Source organism: Halovulum marinum (assembly GCF_009697225.1).
GTDB lineage: Bacteria > Pseudomonadota > Alphaproteobacteria > Rhodobacterales > Rhodobacteraceae > Halovulum > Halovulum marinum.
The window spans coordinates 485,291-511,914 of the sequence record NZ_WIND01000002.1; the positions used below are offsets into that span (position 1 = coordinate 485,291).

A 26,624-nucleotide genomic window follows, 5' to 3' on the forward strand; every position below is an offset into this window, starting at 1 on the left:
CCCCGGGACCGCGCCGCCGCCGGCCTTATTCGGAGCTGCTGAGCGCGCGCGACCACCAGCCGCGCTTGCGCCCGGCGGTCTCGTCCTCGCCGCCGTCCTCGGCCTCGGTCGCGGGCTGCGGCGCAGCGGGCTCGGCACGGTCCGTTTCGGTACGGTCCGTCTCGACCCGGTCCGCCTCCGCCGCCGGGGCCGTGCCGGTCATTACCGCCGACGCGGCGCCGACGACGGCTTCGATGGTTTCCTTCGCCGAGGCGCGCACCCGCGGCTTGCGCTGCCGCGCGGCTGCACCGGCGGGCGGCGTCTCGGCGGGTGGTGTCCCGGCGGGATGTGTCTCGGCGGGCTGTGCGTCGACGGGCGCGGGCGCTTCGGACGGCCACGCCTCGGGCGCGGTGTCGGCCCCGGCGGCGCTGTCCGCAGTGGCGGCGGCGTCGGCAAGGGCCGGCTCGGGTTCCGGCGTTTCGGCCGGCTCGATCGACTCCTCGGCGGCCTGTCCGACCGGGATGTCGCCGTTGCCGTTGTTGTCGTCATCGTCGTCTTCGGTCACCGTCTCGCTGGCGCTCTCGACGATCTCGGACGCGGCGGATTTCCGCTTGCGGCTGCGCGCGCGCGGCTTGCGCGGCGCCGGCTCGCCATTGTCGTCCGCGGCCTCGGCCGGGCTGTGCACCGCGGCGTCACCGGCGTCCACCAGCACGTCGCCGGACGCGTTATCGCTGGCCGGCGTCGCGGCCGGCGCTTCGGCGGGCACGGCTGTGTCCCGCGGGGCGCCGTCGGTCGCGCTGTCGGCACCATGCTGCGCCTCGTCGCGGTTCTTGCCGCCGCGCCGCCGGCGACGGCGCTTCTTCTTCTTCTGCTGACCGTCGTCGCCGGCGGCCTCGGCCGCAGGCCGCTCGGCCGGGATCTCCTCCGGCTCCTCGACGGTCTCGTCCTCGAGGTCGGCGATCGGCGCGATGCGGATGGTCTCGAGCTCCTGCGCCTGCGGCACGGCGCGGCTGGCGGTGCTGAAACGCTGGATCTCGTAATCCGGGCTGATCATCGCCGGGCGACCCTCGACGCGCACCGACAGGCCGAACCGGCCCTCGATCATCGCGATGTGGTCGCGCTTGGCGTTCAGCAGGTAGTTGGCGATCTCGACCGGGCAGGCGACCAGCACCTCCTTGGCGCGCTGGCGCACGCCTTCCTCCTCCAGCTCGCGCAGGATCGCCAGGCCGAGGCTGTCGGACGAGCGCACCCGGCCGGTGCCGTGGCAGTGCGAGCAGGGCGCGGTGGTGGCCTCGAGCATGCCCGGGCGCAGCCGCTGGCGGCTCATCTCGAGCAGCCCGAAGCTGGAGATCCGGCCGACCTGGATGCGGGCGCGGTCGGTCTTCAGCTTGTCCTTCAGCCGCTTCTCGACCGAGGCGTTGTTCCGGCGGTCGTCCATGTCGATGAAGTCGATCACGATCAGCCCGGCGAGGTCGCGCAGACGCGCCTGGCGGGCGACTTCCTCGGCGGCCTCGAGGTTGGTCTTGAGCGCGGTCTCCTCGATCGAGCCTTCCTTGGTCGAGCGGCCGGAGTTCACGTCGACCGCGACCAGCGCCTCGGTCACGTCGATCACGATGTAGCCGCCGGACCGCAGCTGCACGGTCGGGTTGAACATCGCCGTCAGGTAGTTCTCGACCTGGAAGCGCGCGAACAGCGGCAGCGGATCGGTGTACAGCTTCACGTTGCGGGCGTGGGACGGCATGAGCATCTTCATGTAGTCCTTGGCCTCGCGGTAGCCGGACTCGCCCTCGACCAGCACCTCGTCGATGTCGCGGCTGTAGAGGTCGCGGATCGAGCGCTTGATCAGGCTGCCTTCCTCGTAGATGTGCGCCGGCGCGATCGAGCGCAGCGTCAGATCGCGAATCTGCTCCCACTGGCGCAGCAGGTATTCGTAGTCGCGCTTGATCTCGGTCTTGGTGCGCTTGGCGCCGGCGGTGCGGATGATCAGCCCCGCGCCCTGCGGCACGGTGATCTCGGAGGCGATCTCCTTCAGCTTCTTGCGGTCGGGGGCGTTGGTGATCTTGCGGCTGATGCCGCCGCCGCGGGCGGTGTTGGGCATCAGCACGCAATACCGGCCGGCCAGCGACAGGTAGGTGGTCAGCGCCGCGCCCTTGTTGCCGCGCTCTTCCTTGACGACCTGCACCAGCAGGATCTGGCGGACCTTGATGACCTCCTGGATCTTGTAGCGGCGCGGGCGGGGGCGGCGCGGGGCGATGTCCTCTTTCGGATCGTCCGCACCGACGGTGTCGACCTCGTCGACCTTGGCATCGGCCGCCTCGGCGTCGGTCTCGGCGTGGGCATCGTCGTGGGCATCGTCAGCGGCGTCGGTATCGTCACCGCCACGCGATGCATCTGCCGCATCATCGGCCTGCGCCGGCTCCGGCTGCGAGGCCGACGGCGTTTCCGACGCCTCCGGGTCGCTGGCGCCGTCGGCAGCCTCGGCCCTGGGGCGCGCGCCCGCGGTTTCGGGCAGATCCTCGACCAGCGTCGACTCGTCGGTCTCGGCCGGCAGGTCCTCGGCCAGCACGGCATCGCCGGCGCTGGCGGCGCCGTCACGGCTGGGCTGCGACTTCGAGCGGCCGCGCGAGCGCGAGCGGGAACGGCCGCGCGACGGCTTTTTCCGATCTTCCTCGTCTTCCTCGCTTTCGGCGCGGTCCAGCGCCTGTTCCTCGGCCAGCAGCGCCTCGCGGTCGGCGACCGGGATCTGGTAGTAGTCCGGATGGATTTCCGAGAACGCGAGGAAGCCGTGGCGGTTGCCGCCGTAGTCGATGAACGCGGCCTGGAGCGACGGCTCCACCCGGGTGACCTTGGCGAGATAGATGTTCCCCGCCAGCTGGCGCTTGTTCAGCGATTCGAAATCGAATTCGTCGACCTTGTTTCCTTCGACCACGACCACGCGGGTCTCTTCCGCGTGGGTGGCGTCGATAAGCATTTTCTTGGGCATGTTGTCTTTCTGGAGATCCCGTTCCGCCGCTGCCGCGCGGGGCGCGGGGGGCACGGGACGTCACCTGTTCGGGCGAGGGCGCGCACGACCGGACCCCTCCGACGGGCGGCGGAAGCCATCCCTCGGGTCGGTTCTGCAAGGCCGGCGCGGTTCATCGCGGTTCGTCTCCTGGTCCCGGGCGGGCCCGGGGCACATTTTCGTTTCCCGGCAAACGGCCGGGGCGGGTGGCGCAAAGGCCGGTCGCTTTTCAACGGAGCTCAGGGGCAGGGTCTGCCGGTGCAGCCCCGGAGTGAGCGACAAATACAGTTCGCCGACGGATTTTTCGCAGCGATGCGGCGAAGATAACCGCGCAAGACAGACGAGTACAATCGAATTCTGGTGCAAGATGGTGTAGTCTGCGGGCAATGTGACACCACCGCCGCGAAGGCGGGATCGGAAATCGAGCGGAGGCAGGTCTTGTTCGCAACCCGTGTGCGCCGTCTTTGGGGCGGTCTTGTTCTGGTGCCGGTTCTGGTGCCGGTTCTGGTGCCGGTTCTGGTGCTGGCGGCGGCGCTGTCCGGCGGCGGGGCTTCGGCGGCCGGTCCGGCCCGTCTGGCGCTGGTCGAGGCGTCGGCCTGGGGCGCGCACTGGATCGAGCTGGAACTGCCGCGGCCGATGCCGTGGCGCGCCTTCGTCGCCGACGGCCCGCCGCGGCTGATCGTCGATCTCGGCACCGAGTCGCTGGCGGCGCCGGACGTGCCGGCGGCGGGCGCGGTGCGGCCCCTGCGGGCGGGCCGGCTCGCCGCGGGCTGGTCGCGGCTGGTGCTGGCGCTCGACCGGCCGCTGACGGTGGCGCACGCGGCGCTGTCCGAGGGGCGGCTGGCGATCGAGCTGGCGCCGGCGGGGCGGGGCGGCTTCGCGGACGCGGCGCGGCTGGCGCCGGGCCATGCGGCGCCGGCCCGCGCGGCGCCGCCGGACGCGGCGGCCAGGGGGCGTGCGCGAATCGTGCTCGACCCCGGCCACGGCGGCGTCGATCCGGGCGCGACCCGCGGCGACGTGCGCGAAAAGGACATCGCGCTGGCCCTTGGGCTCGAGTTCGCCGCGCTGCTGGAGGCGACGGGGCGCTACGAGGTGCTGCTGACCCGGCGCGACGACCGCTTCCTGCTGCTCGACGACCGGGTGGCCTTCGCCCGCGCCACCGACGCGGCACTGTTCCTGTCGCTGCACACGAACACGGTGACCGAGGGCAAGGCCAGCGGCGCGGCGATCTACGCGCCCTCGCAAATCGCCTCGGACCCGGCCAGCGCGCGGGTGGCGCTGCTGGAGAACCGCTCGGACCAGCGCGCGGGGCTGCCGGGGCGGCCCGAGCAGGACGACGTGACGCTGACCCTGTTCGACATGGAGCGCCCCGCCACCGAGGCCCGCGCCCGCATCGCCGCCCAGCGGATTGTCGCGGCTCTGGTCGCCTCGAGCAGGGCGATCCGCTCACGGCCCTTGCGGGCTGCGGATTTTCGCGTATTGAGAGCGCCGGACATGCCGTCCCTGTTGCTCGAGCTCGGTTTCCTGTCGGATCCGGGCGATCTGGCAAGGATGCAGTCGCCCGAATGGCGGGCCGAGGTGGGGCGGGCCCTGATCCGCGCGCTGGACGAGTGGCGCGAAGCGGACGAGGACTTCCTGGCGTTGATGCGCCGGTAGGCGGGAGCTAGATAGATGGCGATGACACATTTACTCCGCCGTGCGGGCAATCGCGCGCAATCGGGCGCGCGGGGAACGCTCAACTTCATCGGCTTCCTGTTCAGCTGGCTGAGCCTGGGCCTGATCATGGGCGTGCTGGTGCTTGGCGGCATCTTCTACCTCTATGCGCGCGATCTGCCGGACCATCAGCAGCTGGCGCAGTACGAGCCGGCGACGCTGAGCCGGATCTACTCCGCCCGCGGCCTGATCATGGACGAGTTCGCCCGCGAGCGGCGGATCTTCACGCCGATCGACGAGATCCCCGATCTGGTGAAGGGCGCGTTCCTGTCGGCCGAGGACAAGAATTTCTACGAGCATCCCGGCTTCGATCTGCGCGGCATGGTCGCGGCGATGGTGCAGGCGGCCAGGGGCGAGACGCTGCGCGGCGCCTCGACCATCACCCAGCAGGTGATGAAGAACTTCCTGCTGGACGGCGAGCGCTCGGCGACGCGCAAGATCAAGGAGCTGATCCTGTCGGTGCGCGCGGAATCGACCCTGAGCAAGGACGACATCCTCGAGCTGTACATGAACGAGATCTTCCTCGGGCAGAATTCCTACGGCGTCACCGCGGCGGCGCAGACCTATTTCGCCAAGACCCTGGAAGAGCTGACCCCGGCCGAGGCCGCCTATCTGGCGGCGATGCCGAAGGCGCCGTCGAACTACCACCCCGTGCGCGAGAAAGAGGCCGCGGTGTCGCGGCGGGACTTCGTGCTGCGCGAGATGTTCGAGAACGGCTACATCACCGCCGAGGAGTTCGAGGACGCCATCGCCTCGGATCTGCTGACGGTGCAGTCCGGCGACGTGCTGTCGTCGCGCGACGCGCTGCCGTCGCGCGACTACTTCACCGACGAGATCCGCCGCCAGCTGGGCGAGAAGCTGGAGGGCGGCGAGGACGAACTGTTCACCGGCGGCCTGACCGTGCGCGCCACGGTCGATCCGGAACTGCAGGCCGCCGCCGCCAAGGCGCTGCGCGCCCGGCTCGAGGAATACGACCGCAGCCGCGGCGTCTACCTGGGCCCGGTCGCCACCATCGGGGCCGACACGCTGACGGACGAAAGCGGCTGGCGCACGGCGCTGGCCGCCAGCCGCGCGCCGCGCGACGTCGTCGGCTGGATTCCGGCGGTGGTGCTGGAGGTGGGCGAGAGCTCGGCGCGGATCGGCATCGAGGGCGTCGAGGACGACGAGGACGGCCACTTCCTGACCCTGGGCGACGCGGACTGGATCGGCCGCATCCGCGACGGCGACCGCAGCGGCGGCAAGCCGACAACGGCGGGCGCTCTCTACCGCGTCGGTGACGTGGTGATGGTCAAGGCGATCACCGAGGGCGGCGAGTTCCAGCGCTGGTCGCTGCGCCAGATCCCCGAGATCGAGGGCGCGTTCATGGCGATGGACGTGACCACCGGCCGGGTGCTGGCGATGCAGGGCGGCTTCAGCTACCAGCATTCGGTGTTCAACCGCGCCACCCAGGCGACGCGGCAGCCCGGCTCCAGCTTCAAGCCGTTCGTCTACGCCGCGGCGCTGGACAGCGGCTACACCCCGGCATCGATCGTCGTCGACGCCCCGGTCGAGGTGGAATCGGGCGGCGAGATCTGGCGGCCGACGAACTCGTCGAACCGGTTCTACGGCCCGGCGCCGCTGCGCACCGGCATCGAGCAGTCGCGCAACCTGATGACGGTGCGGGTGGCGCAGGACATCGGCATGGACCGGGTCAGCGCCTATGCCGAACGCCTGGGCGTCTACGACGACATGCCGGAATACCTCAGCTACGCGCTGGGGGCGGGCGAGACGACGCTGTTCAAGATGGTCGCCGCCTACGCGATGTTCGGCAACGGCGGCAAGCGGGTCGAGCCGACGCTGGTCGACCGGGTGCAGGACCGCTACGGCCGCACCATCTACCGCCACGACCAGCGCGGCTGCCGCGGCTGCGAGGCCGAGGAGTTCGCCGGCGAGCTGCCCTGGATCTGGGATCCGGCGCGGCAGGTGATGGACCCGGTGACCGCCTACCAGCTGAGCTCGATGATGCAGGGCGTGGTGTCGCGCGGCACCGCCGCCAGCACCGTCGGCGCCCGGCTCGGCGTGCCGATCTCGGGCAAGACCGGCACCACCAACGACGCCAAGGATGCGTGGTTCCTGGGCTTCACCCCGCGGATCGCGGCGGGCTGCTACATCGGCTTCGACACGCCGCGGAACATGGGCTCGGGCGCCTACGGCGGCACGCTGTGCGGCCCCGTGTTCGCCGATTTCATGGAGGTGGCGCTGAAGGACCACGGCAGCTTCGAGCGGCCGCAGCCGCCGAACACGGTGTTCGTCAAGATCGACCGCTTCACCGGCCAGCGCCTGCCGGACAACGCCTCGGGCGAGCAGGTGGTGACCGAGCTGTTCCGCCGCGGCGAGGAGCCGTCGGTCGGCGGCTACGGCACCTTCGTCGACGGCGGCTTCGCCATGGGCGCGGACCTGCCGCTGTTCAGCCGCGAGGAGGGCGGGCAGTCGGCGCAGAGCGTCACCCGCGACGGCCAGCGCAAGGTGATCCGCACCAGCCCGTCGTTCGGCACCCTGTCCTCCGGCGGGCTGTACTGAGCCGGAGCGCGGCCTTGTAGCTTCCGGCGGCATTTCCTAGAACGTCCGGGCCGCCGTCGACCGACGCCGGCCCGGACATGGAAGAAGACGGCACCGATGCGCGCAGAGACCGAGAACAACATCGCGGACATCCGGAAGTCGCTGGACCTGCTGCGGCAGCGGCTGGGCGAGACCGCCGAGCATCGGCTGGAAGAGCTGAACGCGATGTCCGAGGATCCGGACCTGTGGAGCGACCCGGCCCGCGCCCAGAAGCTGATGCGCGAGCGCCAGCAGCTGTCCGACGCGCTGGACCGGTTCGCCGGTTTCCGCACCGAGCTGCAGGACAACCGCGACCTGATCGAACTGGGCGAGGCCGAGGACGATACCGAGGTCGTCGCCGAGGCCGAGGCCGCGATCGCCGATCTGAAGCTGCGCACCGCGCAGGCCGAGCTGGAGGCGCTGCTGGACGGCGAGGCCGACGGCAACGACACCTTCCTCGAGATCAACGCCGGCGCCGGCGGCACCGAGGCCTGCGACTGGGCGCAGATGCTGCAGCGCATGTACGTCCGCTGGGCCGAGGCGCACGGCTACAGGGTCGAGCTGCAGTCCGAGGAAGCGGGCGCCGAGGCGGGGATCAAGTCGGTCGCCTACAAGATTTCGGGCGCCAACGCCTACGGCTGGCTGAAGTCCGAGTCGGGCGTACACCGGCTGGTGCGGATCTCGCCCTTCGGCAAGGGCACGCGCGAGACCTCGTTCGCCAGCGTGTGGGTGTACCCCGTGGTCGACGACAACATCGAGATCGAGGTCAACCCGGCCGACATCCGCATCGACACCTACCGGTCCTCGGGCGCGGGCGGCCAGCACGTCAACACCACCGATTCGGCGGTGCGGATCACCCACGCGCCCACGGGCATCGTGGTGACCAGTTCCGAGAAGTCGCAGCACCAGAACCGCGACATCGCGATGAAGGCGCTGAAATCGCGGCTCTACCAGATGGAGCTGGACAAGCGGAACGCCGAGATCAACGCCCAGCACGAGGCCAAGGGCAGCGCCGGCTGGGGCAACCAGATCCGGTCCTATGTGCTGCAGCCCTACCAGATGGTGAAGGACCTGCGCACCAACGTCGAGACCTCGGACACGCAGGGCGTGCTGGACGGCGACCTGGACGCGTTCATGGCCGCCGCGCTGGCGCAGGAAGTTTCCGGCAAGAGCCGCGCCGAGGCCAACGCCGAGGATTGAGCGGGCGGCGGAACCGCACACCCGCGAGCGGCGTTCGTTCTCCGTACCAAGGGGGAATGAACATGAAGGACATCTTCCGGATCATCATCGCGATCATCCTGCCGCCGCTCGGGGTCCTGCTGGAAGTGGGCCTGGGCAAGCACTTCTGGATCAACATCCTGCTGACGATCCTGGGTTATGTCCCCGGCATCGTGCACGCGGTCTACATCATCGCCCGCGATGAACGCCCGCACACCATCTGATCGGGTGGCCGATCCGGTCTCGGGCGCCTCGACCGAATCGATGGCCGAGGTCGTCGCCGCCGACGATCCGCACATGGCCGAGCTCGACCAGTTGGCGCGTCTGCTCGACAGCCGGTTCCGGGTGCTGGGCATCCGCTTCGGCTGGGACGGCCTGCTGGGCCTGATTCCGGGCGTGGGCGACGCGGCGACGCTGGCGCCGGCCGCCTGGCTGATCTGGCGCGGTCACCGCATGGGCGCCCGTCGCCGCACGCTGGTGCGCATGGGGATGAACACCGCGATCGATACCGTGATCGGCGGCATCCCGGTGGTCGGCGATCTGTTCGACATCGGCTTCAAGAGCAACCTGCGCAACGTCGATCTGCTGCGGCGCGAGCTGTCGCGCAAGGCGCGGACGCGCAGCGGCCCGGCGGCGCGGCGCCGGCAGGATCGCCCGGCCCAGACCGGCGCGCGCCGCCGCTGACGCCATCTTCGGTCTGCCGGTTCTTCGGGCAGGCACGCCGCTGTCTGACGCATAAATCATCACTTCCGGCATTCCGCCCCCTGCCGCGCCCCCCCGAGCTTGCCTTGCCGCCGCCGCCCCGCGACGACTTCCCGCCAATGCAGAAGCGGCCGCACAAAGCGGCCCGGAGCGGGAGATGAAACGGAATGAATGGCGCGGATACCGCCTGGCTGATCGTGGCCACGGCGCTGGTACTTTTCATGACCCTGCCGGGGCTTGCCCTGTTCTACGGCGGGCTGGTGCGCTCGCGCAATGTGCTCAGCGTGCTGATGCAGACGATGTCGATCGCCTGCCTGATGTCGGTGCTGTGGCTGGTCGCCGGCTACTCGATCGCCTTCGGCCCGGCCGAAAGCGGGCTGTTCGGCGGATTCGGCAAGATGTTCCTGGCCGGCGTCGACGCCGAGACCCTGTCGGGTACGATCCCCGAGGTGCTGTTCTTCGCCTTCCAGATGACCTTCGCGATCATCACCCCGGCGCTGATCGTCGGCGCCTATGTCGAGCGCATCTCCTACGGGTTCGTGATGCTGTTCTCGGCGCTGTGGATGCTGCTGTGCTACGCGCCGGTGGCGCACTGGGTCTGGGGCGGCGGGATGCTGGCCGACGGCGGCATCCTGGGCGCGACGGGAGCGAGGGATTTCGCCGGCGGCATCGTCGTGCACGAGACCGCCGGGATCGCGGCGCTGGTGGTGGCGCTGGTGCTGGGCGCACGCGGCGACAGGTCCAAGCCGCCGCACAACCCCGGTTACGTCATGATCGGCGCGTCGATGCTGTGGGTCGGCTGGTTCGGCTTCAACGCCGGCTCGCAGCTGGCGGCGGACGGCGGCGCGGCGATGGCGCTGGTGGTCACGCACATCTCGGCCGCCACCGCCTCGCTGTCGTGGGCGCTGTGGGAGCGGATCAAGTACGGCAAGGCGTCGATGGTCGGCCTGGTCACCGGCACGATCGCCGGCCTGGCCTCGATCACCCCGGCGTCGGGCTTCGTCGGACCGGTCGAGGCGCTGGTGATCGGCGCGGTCGCCGGCGTGCTGTGCCAGGAGGCCTGCCGCGTGGTGAAGGAGATGCTGAAGATCGACGACACGCTCGACGTGTTCGCGGTGCATGGCGTCGGCGGCATCTTCGGCACGATCATGATCGCCGTGTTCGGCGCCGGCAGCCTGGGCGCACAGCTGGGCGCGCTGGCGGTGGTCGGCCTCTACACGCTGGTGGTGACCTTCGTGCTGGTGAAGATCGTCGCGCTGGTGTTCCCGATCCGCGTCACCGAAGAGGACGAACTGGTCGGCCTCGACCTGGCCTCGCACGGCGAGCGCGCCTACGACGTGGTGTCGTGATCCGGACCGCCGCGGACCGGGCGAGCGGGCACCCCGCCCGGCCGGTCCATGGCCCGGCCTATTCGGCCATCTATTCGGCCATGACCTCGCCCGATCCGCCAAGCTCGGCGGGGAAGTCCCGCAGCTTCGGCAACCCGTCCTTCATCGGCAGCACGGTCTCGGCATAGTTCACGTGCACGCCGGGCGTGAATGCGATGCCGGGAAGCACCGCGGCGTAAACGTCGACCAGTTTCAGCCCCGGATGCCGGGCCATGACGTGCCCGCCGCAGTCCTTGCACCACATCCGGTCGGAGTTCTCGGTCTTGTTGTACTGTCCCAGGCGATCCTGCCCGCGGGTGACGCGCACCTTGTCGGGCGCCCACAGGGTGAAGGCGTTCACCGGGCCGGCCGACCAGTGACGGCAGCTGGCGCAGTGGCAGTAGCCCATCGCCTCGGGCGCGCCCGTCACCTCGATCTCGACGGTGCCGCAGAAGCATGTTCCGGTCTGCGTGTCGCTCATGACAATTTCCCCTGTTTGCCCCGCCGTGTGGCAGGGACTCCCCTGTTTTTCCCTGCCGCACGGCAGGGGGCGGGCCGGAGCATAGCACATGCACCCCTCGCATCGAACGCCTTCGGGGAACCGCTTGGGGCGAGGGCAGCCACGCCCGGTATCTCGCGGATGGCGTGAGCACCACCAAAAAAAAGGCACCGCGAAGGGCGGTGCCGAGCAGACAGATGCCTGATGCGTCGGGGCCTGTCAGCCGCCGTTGTTGGCGCTGGGCAGCGGTTTCTTCTGGCCGTCGTTCTTCAGCGGATCGTCGTTGCGCTGGACCGAGCCCTCGAAATGGGCGCCGCTCTCTATGGCGATGGTCTTGTGGACGATGTCGCCCTCGACGCGCGCGGTCGCGGTCAGGCGGACCTTCAGCCCGCGCACGCGGCCGACGACGCGGCCGGTGACGACGACGTCATCGGCGACGACCTCGCCCTTGACGGTGGCGTTCTCGCCGACGGTCAGCAGGTGCGCGTGGATGTCGCCCTCGACCGAGCCCTCGATCTGGATGTCGCCGGCGGTCTTCAGGTGACCGGTCACCACCAGGTCCGACGACAGCACCGAGGGCTGCGCCTTGGGCTTGGACTGCGCCGGCGCCGTGCTGGCGCCGGTGCTCGGGCCCGAGCTGGGCGCCGACGCGGGCGGCGAGCCCGGCGGCGTGGACGGCTTGGCCGTGGTGGTGGTTGCGGTGGGGGCGTCCTGCCCCTCGTGCGGTTTGTTCTTAGAAAACATCTTGAGCAGCCTTTATGTATGTCAGCGGGTTTACCGGACTGCCACCAAGCCGCACCTCGTAGTGCAGGTGTACGCCGGTACTGCGACCCGTGTTCCCCATATCGCCGATATGATCGCCGCGGGCAATCCGATCACCGACCTTGACACGGATTTTGTCCTGATGGGCGTAGTAGGTTTCAAAGCCGAAGGCGTGCTGGATCTTGACCAGCTTGCCGAAGCCGCTGGACCAGCCGGCATAGGTCACGACCCCGTCGGCCGTGGCCTCGATCCGGGTGCCGCGCGGCCCGGCCAGGTCGATGCCGTTGTGCGCGCGGCGGCTGCCGTTCTTGGGATCGTTGCGGGGGCCGAAGCCGCTGGTGAAGCGGTGCGCCTGGCGCACCGGCATCGTGAACGGGATCTTGGTCGCCGCGATCCGCATCATGTTCGTGCGGTCCATGCCGGCCATCAGGCTGGCCAGGCGGGCGTTGGCTTCGGGCTCGTCGCCGCCGGCGAGGCTGGCGGGGATCACCATGCCGTCGCCGCCGATGCCGCTGTACTCGCTGCTGACCTTCCGCAGCAGGCTGTCGACGTCCAGGCCGGTGCCCTCGAACAACTTCTCGAGCGGCTTGAACGACACCTGCACCGCGTCCTCGAGGGTGGCGATCAGCCGCTCCTGCCGGTCGGCGGCGATCTCCATGCGCAGCTTCATCGCGGTGATCTGGGTGCGCAGCCGGGTCATGTCCTCGCGCTGGGTGTCGCGGTCGCGCACGGCGCTCTGCAGCATGTCGGACATCGCGTCGAGCACGACCTCCATCTCGCCGGCCTGCGCGGCGTCGTCGCCCAGGTCGGTGCGCAGCGAGGCGAGCCGGCTGTCCAGCCGCGCCGCGCGCTGCTCGGCGGCATCGCGGTTCTGCACCGCCTGGACCAGCTGGGTGCGCATCGCGTCCAGCTCGGCGGCCAGTTCGTCCTCGGCGTCCAGGCTCGTCCGCAGCATCCGCTGCTGCGCGACGATCCGCGCCAGCGCGGCGTCCAGCTTCGCGGTCGCCTCGCGGGCGCGCTCGGTGGCCGCTGCCAGCCGCGTGTCCAGCGCCTCGATGCGCTCGCCATAGGCCTGCTCGACCATGCCGACCTCGGCGCCCTGGCCGGTGTCGCCCAGAGACGAGACCAGGAAGCCGGCGGTCGCCGTCAGCGTCCAGCCCAGCCCCAGCGCGGCGGCCGCGGCCAGCACCGTCATCCGGCCGCGCGTCAGCCGGATCTCGTGGGTGGCCGTCGAGGTTTCGATGAGAATGCGGTGTGTACCGGTTTCGGTCTCGGTCGCGGTGTTTTCAGCCGCCATCGTGTGCCGCCATCGTGTTCGGATCTTCCGTTGTTGTTGTCTGCCCGCGCCTGCCTGCGGCCCCGGTTCCGACTGTTCCGACGTGCTTAGCCAAGCCGGGCGTCCGGCGCAACGTCACGCCCGGCGCCGGGCGGTCGCGTCGGCGAAATGCCGCTCACGGGGGCGTGTGCGCGCGTGTGCGGCGTTTTTCTGCGGCGGCGTGGTCTGGCGGTCACGCCCTGGCGTCGGCTCGCGCCACGCGCTCGCCGGGGCTCCGGCCAGAGGAACCCGATCCCGGATCGCCACCGGCGCGAGCCGATCGTCGTCGGCAGGCGGGGCGCCTCGCCGCCCGGCGCGGCGGCAGGATCCGCGTTCAGAGCGCGCGCACCGCCTCGAGCACGTCCTCGGCGTGGCCAGGCACCTTCACCTTGCGCCAGATCCGGGCGATGCGGCCGTCGCGGCCGATCAGGAAGGTGGTGCGCTCGATGCCCATGAAGGTCTTGCCGTACATGCTTTTCCGCTTCCAGACGCCCATCCGCTCGCACAGATCGCCCTCGGCGTCCGACAGCAGCGGCAGTTCCAGCCCGTGTCTGGCGGCGAACTTGTCGTGACTGGCGACGGTGTCCTTCGACACCCCCAGAACCTCGGCACCGGCGGCGCGGAACTGCCCGAGCAGGCCGGTGAAGGCGACCGCCTGCCTGGTGCAGCCGCTAGTATCGTCGCGCGGATAGAAGTACAGCACCAGGATCCGCCCGGCGAAATCCGACAGCGACACAGTTTCGCCGCCGTCGCGCGGCAGGCTGAACGCGGGCGCGGGCGCGCCGGATTCAAGTTCGTTCATGGGTGGTCCCTTTGCCTTGGTCACGGTTCGGGACACTGTTAAGGTACCTGATCCGCAAGGGGCAAGACGCGAACGCCGGGGGACCGGCGCCGCGGCAAGAGGGGCCGGAAGCGGCGGGCCGGGCGCCGCGCCCGGAGGGTAGCGCGAAGGACACCGCTTGAAGGCGAAGCGACTGCAGGACAGCACCATCGTGCCGGCCAGGGCGCCGCGCGCCCGTCTGCGGGGCCGTCTGCGCGGCCGCGCGCGGCCCGGCCCCGGCGCGGCGTTCTGCGGCTTCTGCCTGCGCGAGGTGTGTTCGGCGCTGACCAAGCTGGTGACGGCGGCGGTCATCCTGGCCGCCGGGCTGATGCTGCTGCTGCAGGACGGCACGCTGTCGCTGGCCCGCATCGCGCCCGAGGTCAGCCGCCTGGTCGCCGGACGGCTGGGCGCGGACGACGTCCGGGTCGGCGACATGTCGCTGACTCTGGGCGCGGGCGAGGGGCCGGCCGGGCTGACGCTGTCGAACGTGCGCATCGGCGGGCTTGCCGGCGGCGGCACGCTCGAGGTGCCGCGCATGGCCACCGGCTTCTCGATGGCCGACAGCCTGCGCGGCCGGATCCGGCCGCGGACGCTGGACCTGGACGGCATCGGCCTGAAGCTGCGGCGCGGCGCCGACGGTGCGCTGCACCTGGTGGCGGCGGACGGCGCGGCGCCAGTGCGGATCTGGCCGCCCGCGGGCAGCGGCGGCGGCGACATGCAGGCGTTTCTGCGCGCGGTGTCGGGCGGCGCTCTCGGCGGCGGGCGCGGTGGTTCCGGCGCTGGCGGGCCGCTGATGCTGGACGCGCTGGAGCAGGTCCGCTTCGGCCAGGTGGCGCTGCGCTTCGAGGACGCGCGCACCGGCGCGCGCTGGCGCGCCGACGATGCCGGCGCGCGGCTGCTGCGCGACGGCGATTTCCTCAGCGGTTCGGTCAACGCGGTGCTGCGGCGCGCCGGGGCAGCGCCGGTGCCGGTGCTGGCCTCGGTCAGCCGCAACACCCGGATCGGGCGGACGCGTTACCAGCTGCGCTTCGAGAATGCGCGCCCGGCGGATCTTGCCGGGCAGGTCGCGGTGCTGGACTGGCTGTCGGTGATCGACGCGCCGGTCAGCGGCGCGCTGGCGGCCGAGGTCGCCGACGACGGCACGCTGCTGTCGCTGGCCGGGCGGCTGCAGATGGGGCAGGGCGCGGTGACGCCGCTGCCCGGTCGGCGCTTCGGCTTCGACGGCGCCGGCGCGTATTTCACCTGGGATCCCGACCGCTCGGCGTTCGACGTGACCCGGCTGCGGCTGGACACCGCCTACGGCGCGCTGACCGCGCGCGGCACGGTGCTGGTCGAGCGCTCGGCAGCCGGCGGCGTCGCCAGCCTGACCGGGCAGCTGGCGCTGTCCGACCTGACCCTGGCCGCGAACCCGGGCCGCGACGCGCCGCTGCGCTTCACCGCGGGCGAGGCGCTGGCCCGGGTCACGCTGGATCCGTTCCGGATCGAGCTGGGCCGCCTTGCCGTGCGCGGCGACGCCGGCAGCGCCGAGGTCTCGGGGAAGATCGCGGCGCTGCCCGACCGCTGGCAGCTGGCGCTGGACGCCAGCGCCGAGGGGCTGGAGATCGGCCAGGTGCTGGCCGGCTGGCCCGAGACGGCGCTGCGCAACGTGCGCCGGTTCGTGTCCAACCGGGTCAGCGAGGGGCGGGTGCGGCGGCTGGACGCGTTCCTGCGCGCCGACGGCGGACGGCCCGAGGTCGGACTGGACCTGGCCTTCGACGGCGGCCGCGCGCGGCTGGTCGACGGCATGCCGCCGCTGGTCGGCGCGGCCGGCCGGGCGCAGCTGGTCGGCGACCGCTTCGACCTGGTGCTGGAGCAGGGCCGCTCCGGGCCCGGCGCCGGCGCGGGGCTGGACCTGGCCGGCAGCCGCTTCGCCATCGCCGACGTGCGCCAGGACCCGCCGCTGGGGCGGGCGACGGTGACCGGGCGCGGCGGCATCCCGCAGATGCTGGCGCTGATCGACAACCCGCCGCTGCGGCTGCTGTCGCGCGCCGGGCTGGACGCCGGGCTGGCGCGGGGCCGGGTCGCGGCGCGGGCCGTGCTGGACATCCCGCTGATCGACGGGCTGCGGGCCGATGACATCGGCATCGGCGCCACCGCGACGCTGACCGATGTCGCCTCGGACACGCTGGCGCGCGGCCGGCCGCTGCGCGCCGACCGGCTGACGCTGACCGCCGACCGCGAGACCCTGCGCGTCGAGGGGCCGGTGACGGTTTCCGGCGTGCCGGTGCAGGCCGCGTTCCGCCGCGACCTGGGGCCGGACGCCGGGCCGGCCGAGGTGCGCGGCACGCTGGACGTCACCGCCGAGACCGCCGCCGGGCTGGGGATTCCACTGCCGCCGGGCACGCTGGGCGGGCGCGGCGCGGGCAGCTTCGTGCTGACGCTGCCGACGGACCGCGCGCCGGTTTTCCAGGCCGACGTCGCGCTGGGCGGTCTGTCGCTGGCGATCCCGGCACTGGGCTGGCGCAAGGCGGCGGCCTCGGACGGGCGGCTTACCCTGCGCGGTGCGCTGTCGGACCCGCCCCGGGTCGATCGGATCGCGCTCAGCGGCCCCGGCCTGACGCTTGAGGGCAGTCTGGACCTGGCCGCCGGCCGCCTGGCCGGGGCATCGCTCGACCGGCTGCGGCTGGGCGGCTGGCTGGACGCGCCGGTGCGCTGGCGCGCCGGCGGCGACGTGGCGATCCGCGGCGGGCGCATCGACCTGCGCCGCGGGCTGCCGGCCACGGCCGCGGCCGGCGGCGGCGGGCGCATCGCGCTGGACGGCACCGAGGTGGTCATCGCCGACCGCATCCGCCTGACCGGGCTGAGCGGCACCCTGGCGCCGGGGGCGGCGGGCGCGGACCGGTTCCGGGCACGGGTCAACGGCGCGGCGCCGGTGTCGGGGGTGATCGCCGACGACGGCCAGATCTACCTGCAGAGCGACGAGGGCGGCGGCGGCGCGGTGCTGGCGGCGGCGGGTCTGAACCGCAACGTGCAGGGCGGCACGCTGCGGGTGACGGTGGCGCCGGGCGAGGGCGGGCCGCTGACCGGCGGCTTCTCGATGCAGGATGCGCGGCTGGTGAACGCGCCGGTGATGGCGCAGATGCTGTCGGGCCTGTCGGTGATCGGTCTGGCCGAACGGCTGGCGGGCCCGGGCATCCTGTTCCGCGACGCCCAGGGCCGGTTCGCGATCGACCGCGGGCGGGTCCATGTGCGCGACGCGCGCGCGGTCGGTGCCAGCCTGGGCGTCACCGTGGACGGGGTGTACGACACCAACGCCGACGCGCTGGACCTGGGCGGCGTGGTCTCGCCGGTGTACATGCTCAACGGCATGGTGCAGCGGCTGGCGGGGATCGGCGCGCTGCTGGGCGGCCGCCCCGGCGAGGGCTTGCTGGGCGCGAATTTTCGGGTTACGGGCCGCGCGGCCGCCCCGCAGGTGTCGGTCAACCCGCTGTCGCTGCTGACGCCGGGCGCCACGCGGGGCCTGTTCCAGAGCCGCTCCCGGGCCGCGCCCGGGGGCTGAACCCCGAGGCGCGCCCATGTCCGAGCTGACGCTCGACGATTTCGACTTCGACCTGCCCGAGCGGCTGATCGCGCTGCGCCCGGTGCGGCCGCGCCCGGCCTCGCGGCTGCTGCTGGCGCGCGGCGACGCGATCGCCGACCGGCATGTGCGCGACCTGCCGCAGATCCTGCGCCCGGGCGACCTGCTGGTGTTCAACGACACCCGCGTGCTGCCGGCCCGGCTGCGCGGCCTGCGCCGGCGCGACAGCGCCCACGGCACCGGCGAGTCGCGGATCGAGGTGACGCTGGCCACCGCCCGCCCCGACGGCAGCTGGACGGTGCTGGCGAAACCCGCCAAGCGGCTGGCACCGGGCGACGTGATCGTCTTCGACGACGCCCTGAGCGCCGAGGTGCTGGGCCGCGACGGCGGCGAGGTGCACCTGCGTTTCGACGCCGAGGGCGATGCCTTCGACGCGGCGCTGCAGCGGCTGGGCGAGATGCCGCTGCCGCCCTACATCGCCGGGCGCCGCGCCGCGGACGCGCGGGACACCGAGGATTACCAGACCGTGTTCGCGCGGGTGCCGGGGGCGGTCGCCGCGCCCACCGCCTCGCTGCACTTCGACGAGGGGCTGCTGGCGGCGCTGGCGGCGGCGGGCGTGGCCAGCACCCATGTCACCCTGCACGTCGGCGCGGGCACGTTCCTGCCGGTGACCGCCGCGCGGATCGAGGACCACCGGATGCACGCCGAATGGGGCGAGGTGACCGCGGCGGCGGCCGAGACCATCGCCGCCACCCGCGCCGCCGGCGGGCGGGTGATCCCGGTCGGCACCACCGCGCTGCGGCTGATCGAATCGGCGGCGCGCGGCAGCGGCGCGATCGCGCCGTTCCGCGGCGAGACCGACATGTTCATCCGCCCCGGCTTCGCGTTCCGCGTCGCCGACGGGCTGATGACGAACTTCCACCTGCCGCGCTCGACGCTGATGATGCTGGTCTCGGCGCTGATGGGGGTGGCGCGGATCCGCGCGATCTATGCCCACGCCATCGCCCGGGACTACCGGTTCTTCTCCTACGGCGACTCGTCGCTTCTGCTGCCCGAGGACTGAAAACGACCGTTGCCGTCGCTGTCAGCCATGATAGGCGTCGCCGCGGTGCGCGATACCTCGTCTGCGCAAGGAGTGGGCCGATGATCTCTGTGGTGACCAACGCATGGGCGCTCCTGCTGGGGCTGCTTCTGCTGATGATCGGGAACGGGCTGCAGGGCACGCTGCTGGGGGTGCGCGGCTCGCTGGAGGGATTCTCGGCCAGTTCGATGTCCTACGTGATGTCGGCGTATTTCCTCGGGCTGCTGATCGGCAGCCGGGTCAGCGGCAACCTGATTCGGCGCGTCGGCCATGTGCGGGTGTTCGCGGCGCTGGCCTCGCTGATCTCGGCCGGCTTCATCCTCTATGCCGCGGTGCCGCACCCGGTCAGCTGGGGGATCATGCGGCTGATGGTCGGCTTCTGCTTCGCCGGGGTCTACGTGGTCTCGGAAAGCTGGCTGAACGAGAGCGCGACGAACGAGACCCGGGGCCAGGCGCTGTCGCTCTACGTGATGGTGCAGATGATCGGGGTGATCTCGGCCCAGGCGCTGCTGAACCTGGCCGATCCGACCGGCTACACGCTGTTCGTGGTGATCTCGGTGCTGGTGTCGGTCTCGGTCGCGCCGATCCTGCTGTCGGCCACGCCCGCGCCGGTGTTCGAGGCCGCCAAGCCGATGACGCTGCGGCAACTCTACGAGGCGTCGCCGCTGGGCATGGTCGGCATGTTCGCGCTGGGCGGCGTGCTGTCGGCGATCTTCGGGATGTCGGCGATTTTCGCGACCGAGGCCGGGTTCTCGGCCGCCGAGACCTCGATCTTCGTGGCGCTGATCTACACCGGCGGGCTGATCCTGCAATACCCGATCGGCTGGCTGTCGGACCGGATGGACCGGCGCGTGCTGATCGCCGGCTCGACCGCGCTGGGCGCGGCGGTGGTGCTGGGCTCGATCCCGCTGCTGGACAGCTTCGTCGTGGTCTGCATCGCCGGCTTCATGGTCGGCGGCGTGGCGAACCCGCTCTATGCGCTGCTGATCGCCTATACCAACGACTTCCTCGAGCACGAGGACATGGCCGCCGCCTCGGGCGGGCTGATGTTCGCGAACGGGCTGGGGGCGATCTCGGGGCCGCTGCTGATCGGTCTGCTGATGGACCGGCTGGGCACCTGGACCTTCTTCGGCTTCACCGGCACGCTGATGGCGGCGATCTCCGGCTACGCGGTCTACCGGATGTCGAAGCGCGCCGCCCCGGACGAGACTTCGGCCTATGTCCCGGTGCTGTCGCAGGCCTCGCCGTTCGCGGTCGAGATGGCGCAGGAATACGCCGCCGAGATGGCGCAGGAGGACGAGGAGCGCGACGCCGCCGCGCCGCAGCCCGAAAAGGCCGGCGCACACGTCTGAGCCCGGTTGCCAACCCGCGCGGGCGCGTGTTTCATGAGCCGCATGACAGACGCGCTCGAACACCGGACCGCCCGCGAGATCCTGGACTTCTGGCTGACCGAGGTCGGCGAGGAGGGGTGGTACAAGGTCGACCCCGAGGTCGACGAGAAGATCCGCACCCGGTTCCTGCCGGCGTGGGAGGCGGCGCATGACGCCGGCGCCGCGCCGTGGATGGACAGCGCCGACGAGGCGCTGGCCTCGCTGATCCTGCTCGACCAGTTTCCGCGCAACCTGTTCCGCGGCGAGGCGCGCGCCTTCGCCACCGACGGCGCGGCGCGGGCCTGCGCCTCGGCGGCGGTGCTGCGCGATTTCGACCGCGAGACGCCGGTGCCGCAGCGCCAGTTCTTCTACCTGCCGTTCGAGCATTCCGAGGACCCGCTGGACCAGGCCCGCGGCGTCGAGCTGACCGCCGAGCGCATGGGCGAGGGCGAGATCTGGCTGCACGCCCGCGTGCACCAGGAGATCATCGCCCGGTTCGGCCGCTTTCCCTATCGCAACGCCGCGCTCGGGCGCGAGACCACCGACGACGAGCGCGCCTTCCTCGAGGGCGAGGGTTACGGCGGGCTGCTGCGCGCGCTGCGCGGGTCATAGCGGCTTTGACCTGGGGTCGATGGTCTCTGGCCTGCAGATGGTTTAAGGGTAAGCAAATCCCTGTCGAAGGAGCGAGACATGGCAGACAGTGAATTCGATGTGGTCGTCATCGGCTCGGGGCCGGGCGGTTACGTCGCCGGCATCCGCGCGGCGCAACTGGGCCTGAAGACCGCCGTGATCGAGCGCGAGCATATCGGCGGCATCTGCCTGAACTGGGGCTGCATCCCCACCAAGGCGTTGCTGCGCTCGTCCGAAGTGTTCCACCTGATGGAGCGGGCCAAGGATTTCGGCCTGAAGGCCGAGAACGTCGGCTACGACATCGACGCGGTGGTCAAGCGGTCGCGCGCGGTGGCCAAGCAGCTCAGCGGCGGCGTCTCGCACCTGCTGAAGAAGAACAAGGTGACGACGATCATGGGCGAGGCCTCGGTCCCCGCCGGGGGCCGGGTCAGCGTCAAGACCGACAAGGGCACCGAGGAGCTGAAGACCCGGAACATCATCCTGGCCACCGGCGCCCGCTCGCGCGAGTTGCCCGGGCTGGAGCCGGACGGCAAGCGGGTCTGGAACTACAAGCACGCGCTGCAGCCGCCGCACATGCCCAGGAAGCTGCTGGTGATCGGCTCGGGCGCGATCGGGATCGAGTTCGCCAGCTTCTACAACACGCTGGGCGCCGAGACGACGGTGGTCGAGGTGCTGGACCGGATCCTGCCGGTCGAGGACGCCGAGATCTCGGGCTTCGCCAGGAAGCAGTTCGCCAAGCAGGGCATGAAGATCCTGGAAAACGCCGTGGTCAAGCAGCTGGACCGCAGCGCCGACAAGGTGATCGCCCATGTCGAGACCGGCGGCAAGGTCGAGAAGATCGAGGTCGACACGGTGATCTCGGCGGTCGGCATCGTCGGCAACACCGAGGGCCTGGGGCTGGAGAAGCTGGGCGTCAAGGTCGACCGCACCCATGTGGTCGTCGACGGCTACTGCCGCACCGGGGTCGAGGGCGTTTATGCGATCGGCGATCTGGCCGGCGCCCCCTGGCTGGCGCACAAGGCCAGCCACGAGGGGGTGATGGTGGCCGAGCTGATCTCGGGCAAGAACGACGTGCACCCGGTGCGCCCCGAGGCGATCGCCGGCTGCACCTACTGCCAGCCGCAGGTCGCCAGCATCGGCTATACCGAGGCGCAGGCCAAGGAGAGGGGCTACGAGATCAAGGTCGGCCACTTCCCGTTCATCGGCAACGGCAAGGCGATCGCCCTGGGCGAGCCCGAGGGCATGGTCAAGACCGTGTTCGACGCCACGACCGGCGAGCTTCTGGGCGCGCACATGGTCGGCGCCGAGGTGACCGAGCTGATCCAGGGCTATGTCGTCGGCCGTCAGCTTGAAACCACCGAGGAGGATCTGATGGCGACGGTGTTCCCGCACCCGACGCTGTCGGAGATGATGCACGAGAGCGTGCTGGACGCCTACGGGCGCGCGATCCACTTCTGACCGCCCCGGCGGCGGACGCGGACCACGGCCGGGGGCGATCCCCGGCCGTTTGCGCTCGGCGTGCGGCGGTCCGGCGAAACCGCGTGAAAAATCGCGGATTTCACCGTGAGAACCCCCTTAACCGCATCAATTTGCTGGCGTTCCGATTCCTGACAAAACGTTAGCCGCTCGGACGCAGGCCAGCAGGCGGCCGCAGAGCAGCACCGACGGCCACAGCGCCAGCGACAGCGCGGCGATGATCCGGCGGCGCACGGCGGGCAGCGTGGCCAGCGGCCGGTGCAGGTGCAGCAGCGCGTTCAGCACCCCAGCGCAACCGGCGCCATCTTCAGCCGGAACAGCGCCAGCGGGGTGTATTCCTGCGGCTGCAGGTGAACAGCCGCGCGCCGGTGGCAAGCGCCAGGGCCTGGCCGATCTCGGCGCGCCAGGTCTTGCCGGCGGCGTCGAGGGTCGGCACGCCGTGGGGGTTGCCGAGCCGGGCGCGGGCAAGGGATCGGTCCGGGTCGGGGCGCATGGCGGCTCCGGTCGGCGGGGTCGCGCCGATCAGCGCACCCCGGCGCCGGGCGCGTCCGGCGCCGCGTCAGCGGAACACGTCGCTGACGCCGCCGTCGCGCAGCTCTCGCAGGCGCAGGTAGATCATGTAGCCGGCGACCGCGTAGAGCGCGACCAGCGCCGCGCCGCCCAGCACCGACAGCAGCAGCACCAGCAACCCGCCGCCGCCGGCGGTCTCGGGCAGCATCAGCAGGATCAGCGGGATCAGCACGACCAGGCCGACCAGGGTCATGCGCAGCACCACGCCGACGATCGGCCAGGCATAGGGCCGGGCCAGCGCGTAGCTGCGGGCCAGGCCCTCCCAGCCGGCGCGCTCGAACAGGATCACCGGCGTCAGCGGCAGCAGCACCGCGGCGGCGTAAAGCCCGGGGACCACCAGCAGCAGCAGGCCGAAGGCGGTGATCAGCGAGGCGGCCAGCGACAGCGCGATCAGCGGCCATGCCTGGGCCAGCACCTGGCGCAGCTGCTCGCCCAGCGGCCGCTGCGCCCCGGCCAGCGCGTCCGAGCTGCGCAGCACCAGCAGCGCGAAGATCAGCGGCCCGAATATGTACTCCAGCAGCCCGCCGGGCCCCGAGGCGGTGCCGGTCAGCGCCAGCGACACGCCGGTCGACAGCAGCGCCAGCGCCAGGTTGGCCAGCGCCGCGAAGCCGATCAGCGCCAGCGCGTGATGGCGCAGCAGCCGCAGCGCCGCCATGAACACCGCGCCGCCGCCGAACGCCGGCCGTTCCGTCTGGTCGTACATCTGCTCGCTTGCCCTCCGCCTGTGGCTGTCTGTCGCCGCGTGCCGTGCATGTCGGGCCGGACCCTACGCCGCGCCGGCGCGAAAGGGAAGCCGGCCGGGCGCGGCAAAAGGCCTGCCGGCGCGGGTTCAATTCCGCCGCGCGAGGCATTACTATCCACCCGACGGCGGCAACGGCGCGGGCAGGGGCCCGACCGTTTAACGCTGAACGATCCTGCCCGCCGGACGCAGCAGCCGCGCCGGCCGGACGAAGCTGCAAGGAGTGTCCGCGCATGACCACCGCAGATCAGAACGCACCGGAGCCGCAGCCCGGTGCGGCAGCCGCCGAGGCCGCGGCGAAGGCGCCGCCGGCGGCGCGCGCGCAGCGGGTGCGCGATCTGAGCGACCGCGCCCAGCGCCACCCCGAGAAGCAGAAGCGCGCCGACGCGCCGATCCTGCGCAAGCCGGACTGGATCCGGGTCAAGGCGCCGACCAGCCAGGGCTACCGCGACACCGCGCGGATCATGCGCGAGAACCGGCTGGTCACCGTCTGCGAGGAGGCCGGCTGCCCGAACGTCGGCGAGTGCTGGTCCCAGGGTCACGCCACGATGATGATCATGGGCGAGATCTGCACCCGCGGCTGCACCTTCTGCAACGTCGCCACCGGCCGCCCCGACGCGCTGGACGTGTTCGAGCCGGGGCGCGTCGCCGATGCCGTCGCCAAGCTGGGGCTGAACCATGTGGTGATCACCAGCGTCGACCGCGACGATCTGGAAGACGGCGGCGCCGAGCATTTCGCGCAGACGATCCGCGCCCTGCGCCGCAAGTGCCCGGGCACCACGATCGAGATCCTGACCCCCGACTTCCTGAAATGCGCCCCCGAGGCGCTGGAGGTCGTGGTGGCGGCGAAGCCGGACGTGTTCAACCACAACCTCGAGACGGTGCCGGGCCTGTATCCCGAGGTGCGGCCGGGGGCGCGCTATTTCCACAGCCTGCGGCTGCTGCAGCGGGTGAAGGAGATCGACCCGGCGATGTTCACCAAGTCCGGCATCATGGTCGGGCTGGGCGAGAACCGCCAGGCGGTGCACCAGGTGATGGACGACCTGCGCGCCGCGGACGTGGATTTCCTGACCGTCGGCCAGTACCTGCAGCCGACGCCCAAGCACCATCACGTCGACCGCTTCGTCACCCCCGAGGAATTCGCCAGCTACGAGAAGGCCGCCTACGGCAAGGGCTTCCTGACCGTCTCGGCGACGCCGCTGACCCGCTCGTCCTACCACGCCGGCGAGGATTTCGCCCGGCTGCGGGCGGCGCGCGAGGCGGCGCTGGCCGGCCGCTGAGCCGGTGACGCCGGCGCCGGTGCACCTGTTCTGGGCGCAGGGACTGGACGACGACGCGCCGCCGGTGGTGCGCGCGGCGGTCCGCGCCTGGCGCCGGCTGAACCCGGACCGCGAGGTGCGGCTGCTGACCGCCGCCGAGGCCGCGCCGGTGCTGCGCCGCGGCGGGTTCGACCTGGACGGGGCGACGATCCAGGTGCGGGCCGACGCGCTGCGGCTGTGCCTGCTGGAGCAGCACGGCGGGATCTGGGCCGATGCCTCGGTGCTGCCGCGCCGGCCGCTGGCGCGCTGGTTCGACGGGCAGCTCGACACCGGCGATCTGTGCGCGCCGCGGCGCGGCGATCCGGGCCGGGCGCTGTCGAACTGGTTCCTCTACGCCGCCCCGGGCGATCCGCTGCTGGCCGCCTGGGCCGAAGAGGCGCGGCGCTACTGGCACCGGCCGCGGGCGCTGGTCCGCGCCATGCCGGTCTGGCGGCGCCGGCTGCACCAGCGCGGCCCGAAGACCCGGCCGCCGGCGTGGTATGTGACCCCCGGCCAGGGCTGGTCGCGGCCGCTGCACCCGTATTTCTGGCCGCACTACCTGTTCACCTTCCGCGTGCTGGCCGACCCGGCGCTGGCGGCGCGCTGGCAGGCGGCGCCGCGGCTGCCGGGCGGGCCGCTGCACGCGCTGCTGGAGCTGCGCAAGGCGGTGGCGGACGACGCCGCGTTCCTGGCCCGCGCGCCCGAGGCGTGGCGCGGCGCGCCGATCCACAAGCTGAACTGGCGGCTGGACTGGCCCGAGCCGGTGCTGCGCCGGGCCCTGGGCCGCGCGCCGCGGCAGGACGCGCCGGCGCCGGCGCTCAGGTGAAGCGCACGGTGCCGATGTGCGGCAGGTTGCGGTTGCGCTGCGCGTAGTCGATGCCGTAGCCGACGACGAACTCGTCGGGGATCTCGAACCCGGTCCAGCGCGCCTTGACGTCGACCTCGCGCCGCGCCGGCTTGTCGAGCAGGGCGCAGACCTCGAGCCGCGCGGGATGGCGGGTGTTCAGGATGTCGAGCACATGCTTGAGCGTGTGGCCGGTGTCGACGATGTCCTCGACCACCAGCACGTCGCGGCCCTCGATCTCGCCGCGCAGGTCCTTCAGGATCCGCACCTCGCGGCTGCTTTCGGTGGCGTTGCCGTAGGACGACGCCTCGAGGAAGTCGACCTCGACCGGCAGCTCCAGCTCGCGCACCAGGTCGGCGATGAACACGAAGCTGCCGCGCAGCAGGCCGACGACGACCAGCTTGTCGGTGCCGCGGAAATGCGCCGAGATATCGCGCGCGAGTTCCTCGACGCGGGCGGCGATGGACTTCGCCGAGATCAGTTCGTCGATGACATAGGCGGAATGATCCGGTTGCATGGGTCGCGGCCCCCGTGTTGTGCTGGCGTCCGCACCCTGCGGCAACGCGGGGTTTTGTCAATCCGAATTGCCGGGCCATATACCGCAGAATGCCGACTCATACCGAAGACCGCGAGATGCCCTATAGCGCCGACCAGCTGTACGCGCTGGTGGCCGACATCGAGAGCTATCCCGAGTTCCTGCCGTGGTGCAGCGCCGCGCGGATCCGCCGCCGCCATCCCGAGGGCGCGCGCGAGATCCTCGACGCCGAGCTGGTGATCAGCTTCAAGGTGTTCCGCGAGCGTTTCGGCAGCCGGGTGACGCTGGACCCGGAGGCCCGCCGGATCGCCGTCGAGTACCTCGACGGCCCGTTCCGGCACATGATCAACGACTGGCGCTTCGAGCCGCTGGGGCCGAACCGCTGCCAGGTGCATTTCCACGTCGATTTCGAGTTCCGCTCGCGGGCGCTGCAGGCGCTGATCGGGATCGTGTTCAACGACGCCATGCAGCGCGTCGTGCGCGCCTTCGAGCGCCGCGCGGCGGTGCTGTACGGGACGTCCGGCTCCGGCTCCGGCTCCGGCGCGGCGTCGGCCTGAGCCGCGCGCCGCCGG

23 protein-coding genes are annotated in these 26,624 nt (G+C 71.6%); 14 read left to right on the forward strand and 9 right to left on the reverse strand.

Annotated elements, in window-relative coordinates; all coding sequences use genetic code 11:
* Positions 1-25 precede the first annotated feature (25 nt).
* Positions 26-2,962, reverse strand: coding sequence for a ribonuclease E/G (locus tag GE300_RS05440; protein WP_154445519.1), 2,937 nt, complete (start codon positions 2,960-2,962; stop codon positions 26-28).
* 456 nt (positions 2,963-3,418) lie between these two features.
* Here GE300_RS05440 and GE300_RS05445 point away from each other — a divergent pair, with 456 nt between their 5' ends.
* The 6 genes from GE300_RS05445 to GE300_RS05470 all read left to right on the forward strand — a co-directional run bounded on the left by GE300_RS05445 (position 3,419) and on the right by GE300_RS05470 (position 10,539).
* Positions 3,419-4,636, forward strand: a complete 1,218-nt coding sequence (locus GE300_RS05445; protein WP_154445520.1) for an N-acetylmuramoyl-L-alanine amidase — start codon at positions 3,419-3,421, stop codon at positions 4,634-4,636.
* Positions 4,637-4,657: 21 nt separating this feature from the next.
* Positions 4,658-7,252: a penicillin-binding protein 1A gene (locus tag GE300_RS05450; RefSeq protein WP_154445521.1), complete on the forward strand. Its 2,595-nt coding sequence runs from the start codon at positions 4,658-4,660 to the stop codon at positions 7,250-7,252.
* Between the two features lie 96 nt (positions 7,253-7,348).
* On the forward strand, positions 7,349-8,470 hold the full coding sequence (prfB, locus tag GE300_RS05455) for a peptide chain release factor 2 (protein ID WP_154445522.1): 1,122 nt from the start codon (positions 7,349-7,351) through the stop codon (positions 8,468-8,470).
* 62 nt (positions 8,471-8,532) lie between these two features.
* On the forward strand, positions 8,533-8,712 hold the full coding sequence (locus GE300_RS05460) for a YqaE/Pmp3 family membrane protein (protein ID WP_154445523.1): 180 nt from the start codon (positions 8,533-8,535) through the stop codon (positions 8,710-8,712).
* Positions 8,713-8,785: 73 nt separating this feature from the next.
* Entirely contained in the window at positions 8,786-9,172 is a 387-nt protein-coding gene (locus tag GE300_RS05465) for a DUF4112 domain-containing protein (RefSeq protein WP_154445594.1), read from the forward strand.
* Positions 9,173-9,357: 185 nt separating this feature from the next.
* Positions 9,358-10,539, forward strand: a complete 1,182-nt coding sequence (locus GE300_RS05470; RefSeq protein WP_154445524.1) for an ammonium transporter — start codon at positions 9,358-9,360, stop codon at positions 10,537-10,539.
* A 70-nt stretch (positions 10,540-10,609) separates the two neighbouring features.
* Here GE300_RS05470 and GE300_RS05475 read toward each other — a convergent pair whose 3' ends face one another.
* From GE300_RS05475 to GE300_RS05490, 4 genes are all read right to left on the reverse strand, one after another.
* Positions 10,610-11,038 carry a GFA family protein gene (locus tag GE300_RS05475; RefSeq protein ID WP_154445525.1) on the reverse strand — a complete coding sequence of 143 codons (429 nt, stop codon included), beginning with the start codon at positions 11,036-11,038 and terminating at the stop codon, positions 10,610-10,612.
* Positions 11,039-11,275: 237 nt separating this feature from the next.
* A complete protein-coding gene (locus GE300_RS05480; protein ID WP_154445526.1) occupies positions 11,276-11,800 on the reverse strand; it encodes a bactofilin family protein in 525 nt (174 codons plus the stop codon).
* Positions 11,790-13,115, reverse strand: a complete 1,326-nt coding sequence (locus tag GE300_RS05485) for a DUF5930 domain-containing protein (protein ID WP_154445527.1) — start codon at positions 13,113-13,115, stop codon at positions 11,790-11,792. The genes GE300_RS05480 and GE300_RS05485 overlap by 11 nt, the downstream gene beginning before the upstream one ends.
* 352 nt (positions 13,116-13,467) lie before the next feature.
* The gene (locus tag GE300_RS05490; RefSeq protein ID WP_154445528.1) at positions 13,468-13,935 is read right to left on the reverse strand and encodes a peroxiredoxin; all 468 of its coding nucleotides are present in this window, start codon (positions 13,933-13,935) and stop codon (positions 13,468-13,470) included.
* 157 nt (positions 13,936-14,092) lie between these two features.
* Here GE300_RS05490 and GE300_RS05495 point away from each other — a divergent pair, with 157 nt between their 5' ends.
* The 5 genes from GE300_RS05495 (at position 14,093) to lpdA (ending at position 22,048) form a co-directional block, all read left to right on the forward strand.
* Positions 14,093-17,491 (forward strand): AsmA-like C-terminal region-containing protein, encoded by a 3,399-nt coding sequence (locus tag GE300_RS05495; RefSeq protein WP_154445529.1) that lies wholly within the window; start codon positions 14,093-14,095, stop codon positions 17,489-17,491.
* Between the two features lie 25 nt (positions 17,492-17,516).
* On the forward strand, positions 17,517-18,572 hold the full coding sequence (gene queA / locus GE300_RS05500) for a tRNA preQ1(34) S-adenosylmethionine ribosyltransferase-isomerase QueA (protein WP_154445595.1): 1,056 nt from the start codon (positions 17,517-17,519) through the stop codon (positions 18,570-18,572).
* Positions 18,573-18,652: 80 nt separating this feature from the next.
* Positions 18,653-19,942 (forward strand): MFS transporter, encoded by a 1,290-nt coding sequence (locus tag GE300_RS05505; protein WP_154445530.1) that lies wholly within the window; start codon positions 18,653-18,655, stop codon positions 19,940-19,942.
* Between the two features lie 33 nt (positions 19,943-19,975).
* Positions 19,976-20,572, forward strand: coding sequence for a DUF924 family protein (locus tag GE300_RS05510; protein ID WP_233416773.1), 597 nt, complete (start codon positions 19,976-19,978; stop codon positions 20,570-20,572).
* A gap of 78 nt (positions 20,573-20,650) precedes the next feature.
* Positions 20,651-22,048 (forward strand): dihydrolipoyl dehydrogenase, encoded by a 1,398-nt coding sequence (gene lpdA / locus GE300_RS05515; RefSeq protein WP_154445531.1) that lies wholly within the window; start codon positions 20,651-20,653, stop codon positions 22,046-22,048.
* Between the two features lie 126 nt (positions 22,049-22,174).
* Here the strand turns inward: lpdA and GE300_RS22855 are convergent, their stop codons facing one another.
* The 3 genes from GE300_RS22855 to GE300_RS05520 all read right to left on the reverse strand — a co-directional run bounded on the left by GE300_RS22855 (position 22,175) and on the right by GE300_RS05520 (position 23,339).
* Positions 22,175-22,351: a hypothetical protein gene (locus GE300_RS22855; RefSeq protein WP_233416774.1), complete on the reverse strand. Its 177-nt coding sequence runs from the start codon at positions 22,349-22,351 to the stop codon at positions 22,175-22,177.
* Between the two features lie 22 nt (positions 22,352-22,373).
* Positions 22,374-22,559 carry a hypothetical protein gene (locus GE300_RS22860; protein WP_233416775.1) on the reverse strand — a complete coding sequence of 62 codons (186 nt, stop codon included), beginning with the start codon at positions 22,557-22,559 and terminating at the stop codon, positions 22,374-22,376.
* Positions 22,560-22,625: 66 nt separating this feature from the next.
* Positions 22,626-23,339: a hypothetical protein gene (locus GE300_RS05520; RefSeq protein ID WP_154445532.1), complete on the reverse strand. Its 714-nt coding sequence runs from the start codon at positions 23,337-23,339 to the stop codon at positions 22,626-22,628.
* Between the two features lie 365 nt (positions 23,340-23,704).
* On the opposite strand from GE300_RS05520, the gene lipA reads away from it, so the two are divergent.
* Complete coding sequence (lipA, locus tag GE300_RS05525; RefSeq protein ID WP_325063123.1) at positions 23,705-24,655, forward strand: lipoyl synthase; 951 nt, start codon at positions 23,705-23,707, stop codon at positions 24,653-24,655.
* Positions 24,656-24,659: 4 nt separating this feature from the next.
* Entirely contained in the window at positions 24,660-25,499 is an 840-nt protein-coding gene (locus GE300_RS05530; protein WP_154445534.1) for a glycosyltransferase family 32 protein, read from the forward strand.
* Here the strand turns inward: GE300_RS05530 and hpt are convergent.
* On the reverse strand, positions 25,492-26,034 hold the full coding sequence (hpt, locus tag GE300_RS05535) for a hypoxanthine phosphoribosyltransferase (RefSeq protein WP_154445535.1): 543 nt from the start codon (positions 26,032-26,034) through the stop codon (positions 25,492-25,494). The two genes, GE300_RS05530 and hpt, sit on opposite strands and share 8 nt — an antisense overlap.
* Before the next feature lie 89 nt (positions 26,035-26,123).
* On the opposite strand from hpt, the gene GE300_RS05540 reads away from it, so the two are divergent.
* A complete protein-coding gene (locus GE300_RS05540; protein WP_154445536.1) occupies positions 26,124-26,609 on the forward strand; it encodes a type II toxin-antitoxin system RatA family toxin in 486 nt (161 codons plus the stop codon).
* Positions 26,610-26,624: the final 15 nt, after the last annotated feature.

What these genes read in the sequence shown, in the direction of transcription:
- GE300_RS05505 (WP_154445530.1), top strand. Translation starts at nt 18,653, where the DNA reads ATGATCTCTGTGGTGACCAACGCATGGGCGCTCCTGCTGGGGCTGCTT.
- GE300_RS05470 (WP_154445524.1), top strand. Translation starts at nt 9,358, where the DNA reads ATGAATGGCGCGGATACCGCCTGGCTGATCGTGGCCACGGCGCTGGTA.
- GE300_RS05520 (WP_154445532.1), bottom strand. Translation starts at nt 23,339, where the DNA reads ATGTACGACCAGACGGAACGGCCGGCGTTCGGCGGCGGCGCGGTGTTC.
- GE300_RS05540 (WP_154445536.1), top strand. Translation starts at nt 26,124, where the DNA reads ATGCCGACTCATACCGAAGACCGCGAGATGCCCTATAGCGCCGACCAG.
- GE300_RS05480 (WP_154445526.1), bottom strand. Translation starts at nt 11,800, where the DNA reads ATGTTTTCTAAGAACAAACCGCACGAGGGGCAGGACGCCCCCACCGCA.
- lpdA (WP_154445531.1), top strand. Translation starts at nt 20,651, where the DNA reads ATGGCAGACAGTGAATTCGATGTGGTCGTCATCGGCTCGGGGCCGGGC.
- GE300_RS05460 (WP_154445523.1), top strand. Translation starts at nt 8,533, where the DNA reads ATGAAGGACATCTTCCGGATCATCATCGCGATCATCCTGCCGCCGCTC.
- GE300_RS05465 (WP_154445594.1), top strand. Translation starts at nt 8,786, where the DNA reads ATGGCCGAGCTCGACCAGTTGGCGCGTCTGCTCGACAGCCGGTTCCGG.
- GE300_RS05485 (WP_154445527.1), bottom strand. Translation starts at nt 13,115, where the DNA reads ATGGCGGCTGAAAACACCGCGACCGAGACCGAAACCGGTACACACCGC.
- GE300_RS05440 (WP_154445519.1), bottom strand. Translation starts at nt 2,962, where the DNA reads ATGCCCAAGAAAATGCTTATCGACGCCACCCACGCGGAAGAGACCCGC.
- prfB (WP_154445522.1), top strand. Translation starts at nt 7,349, where the DNA reads ATGCGCGCAGAGACCGAGAACAACATCGCGGACATCCGGAAGTCGCTG.
- GE300_RS05490 (WP_154445528.1), bottom strand. Translation starts at nt 13,935, where the DNA reads ATGAACGAACTTGAATCCGGCGCGCCCGCGCCCGCGTTCAGCCTGCCG.
- GE300_RS05475 (WP_154445525.1), bottom strand. Translation starts at nt 11,038, where the DNA reads ATGAGCGACACGCAGACCGGAACATGCTTCTGCGGCACCGTCGAGATC.
- GE300_RS22860 (WP_233416775.1), bottom strand. Translation starts at nt 22,559, where the DNA reads ATGCGCCCCGACCCGGACCGATCCCTTGCCCGCGCCCGGCTCGGCAAC.
- GE300_RS05450 (WP_154445521.1), top strand. Translation starts at nt 4,658, where the DNA reads ATGACACATTTACTCCGCCGTGCGGGCAATCGCGCGCAATCGGGCGCG.
- GE300_RS05510 (WP_233416773.1), top strand. Translation starts at nt 19,976, where the DNA reads ATGAGCCGCATGACAGACGCGCTCGAACACCGGACCGCCCGCGAGATC.
- hpt (WP_154445535.1), bottom strand. Translation starts at nt 26,034, where the DNA reads ATGCAACCGGATCATTCCGCCTATGTCATCGACGAACTGATCTCGGCG.